This is a genomic window from Lutibacter sp. (genome assembly GCF_013139515.1).
Taxonomy (GTDB): Bacteria; Bacteroidota; Bacteroidia; order Flavobacteriales; family Flavobacteriaceae; genus Lutibacter.
Map to the genome: position 1 here is coordinate 1 of NZ_WTAR01000092.1, position 8,292 is coordinate 8,292.

Annotated in this window: 7 protein-coding genes and 1 pseudogene; 4 read left to right on the forward strand and 4 right to left on the reverse strand. The window is 30.6% G+C overall.

The annotated features are described in order from the left end of the window. A pseudogene (locus GQ540_RS08740) lies at positions 1–126 on the forward strand (uroporphyrinogen-III synthase); the annotation flags it as partial. 44 nt (positions 127–170) lie between these two features. On the opposite strand, the gene radA reads toward GQ540_RS08740, so the two are convergent. From radA to panC, 4 genes are read right to left on the reverse strand one after another with little or no spacing between them, the layout of a single operon-like run. After that, on the reverse strand, positions 171–1,529 hold the full coding sequence (radA, locus tag GQ540_RS08745) for a DNA repair protein RadA (protein WP_291800125.1): 1,359 nt from the start codon (positions 1,527–1,529) through the stop codon (positions 171–173). Positions 1,530–1,570: 41 nt separating this feature from the next. Then, on the reverse strand, positions 1,571–2,545 hold the full coding sequence (locus tag GQ540_RS08750; RefSeq protein ID WP_291800127.1) for a lysylphosphatidylglycerol synthase transmembrane domain-containing protein: 975 nt from the start codon (positions 2,543–2,545) through the stop codon (positions 1,571–1,573). Position 2,546: 1 nt separating this feature from the next. Next, positions 2,547–2,897: an aspartate 1-decarboxylase gene (panD, locus tag GQ540_RS08755; RefSeq protein WP_291800129.1), complete on the reverse strand. Its 351-nt coding sequence runs from the start codon at positions 2,895–2,897 to the stop codon at positions 2,547–2,549. 37 nt (positions 2,898–2,934) lie between these two features. Beyond that, entirely contained in the window at positions 2,935–3,771 is an 837-nt protein-coding gene (gene panC / locus GQ540_RS08760; protein WP_291800130.1) for a pantoate--beta-alanine ligase, read from the reverse strand. A 117-nt stretch (positions 3,772–3,888) separates the two neighbouring features. Between panC and GQ540_RS08765 the strand changes: the two genes are divergently transcribed. Genes GQ540_RS08765 through glmS form a run of 3 tightly spaced genes read left to right on the forward strand, consistent with a single transcriptional unit; the run spans position 3,889 to position 8,143 of the window. Next, the gene (locus GQ540_RS08765; RefSeq protein WP_291800132.1) at positions 3,889–4,695 is read left to right on the forward strand and encodes a glycogen/starch synthase; all 807 of its coding nucleotides are present in this window, start codon (positions 3,889–3,891) and stop codon (positions 4,693–4,695) included. A gap of 28 nt (positions 4,696–4,723) precedes the next feature. After that, entirely contained in the window at positions 4,724–6,277 is a 1,554-nt protein-coding gene (locus GQ540_RS08770; RefSeq protein WP_291800134.1) for a DUF4270 domain-containing protein, read from the forward strand. Between the two features lie 15 nt (positions 6,278–6,292). Continuing rightward, positions 6,293–8,143 (forward strand): glutamine--fructose-6-phosphate transaminase (isomerizing), encoded by a 1,851-nt coding sequence (gene glmS, locus GQ540_RS08775; RefSeq protein ID WP_291800136.1) that lies wholly within the window; start codon positions 6,293–6,295, stop codon positions 8,141–8,143. The last annotated feature ends 149 nt before the right edge of the window (positions 8,144–8,292 follow it).

The following is an 8,292-nucleotide window of genomic DNA, read 5'->3' on the forward strand; positions in this document are numbered from 1 at the left end:
GGAAACTCAACAGTAAAAGCTGCAACTAATGCGGGTTTAAAATGCACTATTCAAGTACCTACTCCTGAAACTCCTTCAATGACAATGGCTTTGGAGAAATATATAGTTAAGGTAAATAAAAAATAAGATATAAGATATTATAAAAAAAAACCGAGTTTAGCTCGGTTTTTTTATCCAAATAAGTTTGCAAAAACATCTTCAACTTTTGCAACCTTTACAATTTTAATTGATGGAGGTTTCTTATTAATTTTATTAAATTTTGAAATAAATATCTTGTGAAAACCTAACTTTTCAGCTTCTAAAATACGTTGTTCTACCCTATTTACAGGTCTAATTTCACCAGCCAATCCAATTTCAGCGGCAAAGCAAAAATCTTGTGGAATTGCATCATCTTCATTTGAAGATAAAATAGCGCTTATCACCGCTAAATCAATTGCCGGATCATCAACTTTTATACCACCAGCAATGTTTAAAAACACATCTTTAGCTCCCAATCTAAACCCTGCGCGCTTTTCTAAAACCGCCAATAACATATTTAAACGTTTAGTATCATAACCTGTAGACGAGCGCTGAGGCGTACCGTAAACTGCAGTGCTTACTAATGCTTGAACTTCAATCATTAAAGGGCGCATACCTTCTAGTGTAGCTGCAATTGCGGTACCGCTTAAATCGTCTTCTTTTTGAGAAATTAAGATCTCTGAAGGATTTTCAACTTCGCGTAAACCAATGCTTTGCATTTCGTAAATTCCTAATTCAGCAGTTGAACCGAAACGATTTTTATTGGCTCGTAAAATTCTGTATGTATGATTTCTATCGCCTTCAAATTGCAACACAACATCAACCATATGCTCTAATATTTTTGGTCCGGCAATGTTTCCATCTTTGGTTATGTGGCCAATTAAAAGTACAGGTGTAGCAGTTTCTTTTGCAAATTTTATGAGTTCGGAAGTGGTTTCTCTAATTTGGGAAATTGATCCTGGAGAAGCTTCAATATATTCGGTATGTAATGTTTGTATTGAATCTATAACAACAACTTCAGGTTGAGTTTCTTCAATAATTTTGAAAATATTTTGGGTATTTGTTTCGGTTAAAATTAAACAGTTTGTATTGGTGTTTTGTAAACGTTCAGCACGCATTTTTATTTGTGACTGACTTTCTTCACCTGAAACATACAATACTTTTTTAGGGATTGTTAATGCAATTTGAAGTAATAAAGTAGATTTTCCAATACCTGGTTCACCACCCAATAATAGCATAGATCCTTTTACCAATCCGCCACCTAAAACTCTATTAAATTCGTTGTTTTTAGTAGTGATTCTATCTTCTTTATCAATAGGGATTTCGTTAATTTTTAATGCCTTTGTATTTTTCTTTATGCTTGAAGTCTGTTTCCAATTTCTTTTTTCTTCTTTTTGAATAATTTCTTCAGCAATAGTATTCCACTCATTACAAGATTTACATTGGCCAAGCCACTTTGCGTATTGTGTGCCACAATTTTGACAGAAAAAGGTTGTTTTTGTTTTCGGCATTTTTTTAAATTGAAAGCAATAAATATACTAAGAATTCTTAGTTATTTTTCAGATTTATTATAGATTGGGAGTAATAAAAAGGATAAACCTCCAAAAACGATAACCATAATAGTTTGTGCGGTCCACATAATCCACCCAAAAGCACGAGCCGGATTATCATCAACATTATATAAAATAAGTGCACTTGCAACAAAAACAGGATAGGTTCCTAAACCTCCGTTTGTTAATGCCATACTTAAACCACCAACCACAAAACCAACAATTATAGCTGCAAATGGAAGATTGGTTGTTTCTGGTAATGCAAAAGTTACTGCGTAAAACATAAGCACATACATTACCCAAATAAAGATAGTGTGAAAAATAAATTGCCACTTTTTCTTCATTTTATAAATGCTTTTAACACCATCTAATAAATCGTTAATAAATGATACTATTTTTACAATAACTACATTCTTTGATTTTTTTAACATTCTAAAAGCTAAAAATCCTAGTATTGGAAATACTCCAAGAATTATAATTTTAGAATATAGACTACTTGTATCTCCATCTTTAAAAAGGTAGCTGGTAATTAGTTCGGTTTGCAAAAAGAAAGCAATTCCAATAATACTAAAAAGCATAATTACATCAGCAACACGTTCAGCAACAATAGTTCCGAAAGCTTTTTTAAAAGGTATGTTTTCATATTTTTTTATGCTTGCAGCACGCGCTACTTCACCAGAACGAGGAATTACTAAATTTAATAAATAAGCTATTAAAACTGCCATAATACTATTTGCTAGTTTTGGCTTATAACCTAGTGGCTCTAACAAAAACTGCCATCGATATGCGCGAGATAAATGACTTAGCGCGCCAAACGCAAGTGATACTAAAACCCACCAATAATTCGCAGTTCTAAATGATGTTTTAATAGATTGTATATCGCTAGTTGTTAGCTTTGAGAGTGAATACCAAATTAAAAATACTCCCAATGCTATTGGGAGTATTATAAAACTTGCCTTTTTTAGTTTGTTTATCAACTTAAGTTAGTGAATTATCATTTTCATTAGGGAAAATAAGTGAAGGCTTAAATGTCTTAGCTTTTTCAAATTCCATAATTCCATATGAAATAATAATAACAATATCTCCTTTGGCTACTTTTCTAGCTGCCGGACCGTTTAATGTGATTTCGCCACTATTTCTAGGACCAGGAATTGCGTAAGTTTCAAGACGTTCGCCATTGTTAATATTTACAATTTGAACTTTTTCTCCTTGAATAATGTTTGCAGCATCCATTAAATTCTCGTCAATAGTTACACTACCAATATATTGTAAATCAGCGCCAGTAACTTTTACTCTATGAATTTTTGATTTTACTACTTCTATCTGCATAATGCAAAATTAATAATTTTTGTTAATCTTTATCTATTTATAAACTTATATTATCTATAAGTCTTATTTTACCTGCAAAAACAGCTATAAAAGCTCTGTTTTTTGCTGAATTTTTATTTTTAATTGGCTGAAGAGTTTCTTCATCGGCAATTTCAAAATATTCTAGTTCTAATAATGGTTGATTTTTAAATTCATTTTCAACCCAATCTACAATTTCTAACGCACTTTTTGTGCCAAATTCAATTTTTGCTTGTTTTAGTGTTTTATAAATAAATGGTGCTGCATTTCTATGCTCTTTTGTCAGCCTTTCGTTTCTAGAACTCATTGCTAAGCCGTCATTTTCTCTAAAAATATCACATCCAATAACTTTCACTGGAATTTGATTTTTTTGAACCATTTTTTTAATAATTTGCAATTGCTGAAAATCTTTTTCACCAAAATAAGCTTTATGTGGTGTTACAATTTCAAACAGTCGCTTAACAATAGTTCCAACACCATCAAAATGTCCATCTCTAAATTTACCTTCCATTTGATGTTCTAATCCATCAAAATTAAATAGTTGAGATTGAATATTGTTGCTGTAAATTTCTTCAGCAGTTGGTGTAAAAACTAAATCGCAATATACTGATTTTAAAAGAGATAAATCACTATCAATAGTTTTTGGGTAGTTTACTAAATCTTCTTTTTTATTAAACTGGGTTGGGTTTACAAAAATACTTACTACTACAATGTCATTTTCTCTTTTCGCTTGTTCTATAAGTGATAAATGACCCTTGTGAAGTGCGCCCATAGTTGGTACAAAGCCAACAGAAGTTCCTTTTTTTAACGACTTAATTTTTTGTTGTACCGATTTTATTTTAGCAAAAACTAACATATTATTGTGTTACTGTATTGTAAATAAACGTTAAAAGCGTGCAAACTTACATTTTTCAAGCTAAATTCTACATAAATTTTCGTAATTTTGCATATTCTTTAAATATAGAGTTGGTTTATGAAAGATAAGAGAGTATTGGTTGTTTCTTCAGAAGTAGTGCCATATTTGCCAGAAAATGAATTGTCAACAACATCATTTGAAACTGCAAAAATGATTCATGGAAAAGGAGGTCAAACCCGAATTTTTATGCCTCGTTATGGTTTAATTAACGAAAGAAGACATCAATTACATGAAGTAATTCGTTTGTCTGGAATGAATTTAGTTATTAATGACATGGATATGCCATTAATAATAAAAGTTGCTTCAATTCCTAAAGAAAGAATGCAAGTTTACTTTATTGATAACGAAGAATATTTTAAAAGAAAAGCTTTGTTTACTGATGAAGACAATAATTTATTTGCTGATAATGACGAAAGAGCTATATTTTTTGCAAAAGGTGTAGTTGAAACAGTGAAAAAATTAAATTGGGCGCCAGATATTATCCATGTTCATGGTTGGATGGCTTCGCTTTTACCATTATATATTAAAGAATATTATAAAGATGATGCGTTATTTGCCGATAGTAAAATTGTTACATCTGTATACAATACTAGTTTTGAAGGTGAATTAAATAGCGAATTTTCTAATAAAATTAAATTTGATAATATTGACCAATCAAAAATTGAAACTATAACTAAACCAAACTATACAAACATTTTAAAAAATGCTATTGAACATTCTGATGCTGTAATTAAATCAAGTGAAGAATTACCAGCTGAATTAGAAGAGTTTCTAAAAAATAGCGATAAACCTGTATTAGATTATTTTCACATAAGTGAATTTGATACTGCTTATACAGAATTTTACCTAAATCAAGTTTTATAGTTTAATCATTAAAAATCAAAAATTACATATGACAACTAAAGTTGTAAAAGTTTTAAAATACTTAAGTTTATACTCAACAGTATTTTTTACAATAATATCTTGTGAAAAAGAAATTGAAAGTATAGGTGTTAATCTAGTTGATAATAATAATTTTAGCAATAGTACATTAACAACCGAAGTAATAGCAGCTAATGAAAATGTAGAAAGAGTTATTACAAATGGTGTTTCTCAATATTTATTAGGAGTTTATTCAGATACTGAGTTTGGAAAGTTAAAAGCTTCAATAGTATCACAGCTATCATTACCCGCTACAGGTGACGATTACAATTACGGAACTAATGCTGCAATTGATTCAGTACTAATTAATATACCTTACCAATCAACTAGAGAAGAAAATGAATCTGATGGAAAACCAAAGTTTTCAATCGATTCAGTTTTTGGAGATCGTGATGTTGAATTTCAACTAACTGTTTTTGAACTTAATACTTTTTTAAACACATTAAACCCTGAAGACCCAACTAAAAACGCTGTTTATTATTCTGATAAAGATTTCTTAAAAGTTGAAACACCTTTGTTTTCTGAAAATTTTAAAATAAACCCAAGTGATACTGTATCTGTAATTAAAAGATATTTAGCTGACGGAATTACCATTTACGATAAAGACACTATTAAACAAACAGATTTAAGCCCTAGCATTAATATTCCTTTAAACGAGGGTATGATTCAACAACTTTTTGTTAACAATGCAGGAGATGCTGATTTTTCTTCAATAGACAATTTTCAACATTTTTTTAGAGGATTTTATATACAAGCTGAAGAATTAACCAATGAAGAATCGCATTTGCTATCTTTAAGCATAACTAATTCAAAAATGACTATTTACTATTCAAATGACGAAGATGAAGGTGAAGACACAACAGATGCTGGTATAGATTTAAATGATAATGGGATAAAAGGAGAAGGAATTGTTAGAATGAAACATGAATATGTATTCCCTTTTGGCTCAATAAATGCAAATAAATTTGAAAGAGATAATAGCAACACAAAAGAAAGTGGTGAAGATAGATTGTATGTGCAAGGAGCTGCTGGTTCTATAGCTACTATTGATTTACTAGGAAGTGAAGATTTATCAGAATATCAAAGTGAAAACAGTGAAAAATTGTTAGTTACAGGAGCCAACTTAATTTTTTATGTAGACCAAAGCGCTACAAATAGCGCTATTGCTCCAGAACAACTTTTTTTATATAATTACGATGATAATGAACAAATTTTAGATGTAATGACTGAAGGAGTACTTGCTGTTGGTGGTTTCTTAGAAAGAGATGAAGCAGGAGAACCTTATAGGTATGTATTTAATATTACCGATTATATATCAGAACTATTAAAACACGACGATCACTTAGACTTAGTAAAATTAGGTTTAAAAGTATACAACCCAACCGATACACCAGTATCATTTACTGATTTAACTATAAAGGACTATAGCTGGACCCCAAAAGGTGTTGTTTTATTTGATCAAAATGAAATTCATGGAGATAAGAGAGTTAAGTTTGAAATTCTTTTTTCAAAAATTGGAAATTAATACTATTAGCTAATTATGTGTGGAATTGTAGGTTATTTAGGGTTTAGAAAAGCATATCCAATTGTAATTAATGGACTACAGAGGTTAGAATATAGAGGTTATGATAGCGCTGGAGTTATATTAACTGATGGAAACCAAGTAAACCTTTATAAAACTAAAGGAAAAGTATCCGATTTAAAGGAAGTTGTTTCAGAAAATAGTATTGAAGGTAATTTAGGTTTAGGTCATACACGTTGGGCAACCCATGGTATTCCAAATGATGAAAATTCTCATCCACATGTTTCAAATTCAGGAAAACTAGTAATTGTTCATAATGGTATTATTGAAAACTATAATACTTTAAAAAAAGAACTTATAGCGAGAGACTACACTTTTAAAAGTGATACAGACACTGAAGTTTTAATAAATTTAATTGAAGAAGTTCAAAAAAGAAATAATTGTAATTTAGAAAAAGCGGTACAACTAGCTTTAACAAATGCTGTAGGAGCTTACGCAATTGCTGTTTTTGATGTTTCAAAACCTGAAGAAATTATTGTAGCTCGTTTAGGTAGTCCAATTGCAATTGGTATTGGCGCAAATAATGAAGAGTTTTTTGTTGCTTCAGATGCTTCACCATTTATAGAATACACAAAAGATGCTGTTTATTTAGATGATGAAGAATTAGCAATAATAAAAATTGGCGAAGATATTAGAGTTCGTAAAATTCAAGATAATTCAGAAGTTGAACCTAATATCCAAGAGTTAAAACTAAATTTAGAACAGATTGAAAAAGGTGGTTACGATCACTTTATGTTAAAAGAAATACATGAACAACCTAATGCCATTTTAGACACTTACAGAGGGCGCCTTTTGGCAAATCAAGGTATTATTAAAATGGGTAGTGTAGATAATAATATTGCTAAATTTTTAAATGCAAATCGTATTATAATTGTTGCCTGCGGAACTTCCTGGCATGCTGGTTTAGTAGCTGAATACTTATTTGAAGATTTAGCCAGAATACCTGTTGAAGTTGAATACGCATCTGAATTTAGATACAGAAATCCAGTAATTAACAAAGGAGATGTGGTAATTGCAATATCGCAGTCTGGAGAAACAGCTGATACTTTAGCTGCTATAAAATTAGCAAAATCTCAAGGAGCATTTGTGTTTGGAGTTTGTAATGTAGTTGGTTCTTCAATTGCACGTGAAACAGATACAGGAGCATATACACATGCTGGACCAGAAATTGGTGTTGCTTCAACAAAAGCTTTTACAACTCAAATTACCGTACTTGCTTTAATAGCTTTAAAATTAGGAAATTTAAAAGGAGAACTTTCAAATTCTCAATATCATGCGTATATTCAAGAAATGAGTTTAATTCCTTCAAAAGTTGAAGAAACGTTAAAAATTAATGATATTGTCGAAAACATTGCGGCTATTTATAAAGATGCTCCAAACTGTTTATATTTAGGTAGAGGTTATAACTTTCCTGTTGCGCTTGAAGGAGCTTTAAAACTAAAAGAAATCTCATATATTCATGCTGAAGGTTATCCTGCTGCTGAAATGAAACACGGGCCAATTGCTTTAATTGATGAATCTATGCCTGTGGTAGTTATAGCTACAAAAAAAGGTCATTACGATAAAGTAGTGAGTAATATTCAAGAAATAAAATCAAGAAAAGGAAAAATTATTGCAGTTGTTACTAAAGGTGATACTATTGTTAAAGACATAGCTGACCATACAATTGAAGTTCCTGAAACTGTTGAAGCCTTTACACCATTGCTAACAACTATACCTTTACAATTGTTGTCATATCACATAGCGGTAATGAGAAATTGTAACGTAGATCAGCCAAGAAACCTTGCGAAATCTGTTACGGTGGAGTAACGACAAGTGACAATTACTCTTACTGGACTTGCAACAAAAAGTCGGACAAATTTTCTAAGACCTATGCTACATATTTTAAGTTGTTAACTTCTAGTTCTACTTCTTTAGGTGTTTTATAATTTAAAGAAGAATGCAACCTTCTTCTATTA

Coding starts and splice junctions, on each gene's coding strand:
- radA (WP_291800125.1), bottom strand. CDS start 1,529: ATGCCGAAAACAAAAACAACCTTTTTCTGTCAAAATTGTGGCACACAA.
- panD (WP_291800129.1), bottom strand. CDS start 2,897: ATGCAGATAGAAGTAGTAAAATCAAAAATTCATAGAGTAAAAGTTACT.
- panC (WP_291800130.1), bottom strand. CDS start 3,771: ATGTTAGTTTTTGCTAAAATAAAATCGGTACAACAAAAAATTAAGTCG.
- GQ540_RS08765 (WP_291800132.1), top strand. CDS start 3,889: ATGAAAGATAAGAGAGTATTGGTTGTTTCTTCAGAAGTAGTGCCATAT.
- GQ540_RS08770 (WP_291800134.1), top strand. CDS start 4,724: ATGACAACTAAAGTTGTAAAAGTTTTAAAATACTTAAGTTTATACTCA.
- glmS (WP_291800136.1), top strand. CDS start 6,293: ATGTGTGGAATTGTAGGTTATTTAGGGTTTAGAAAAGCATATCCAATT.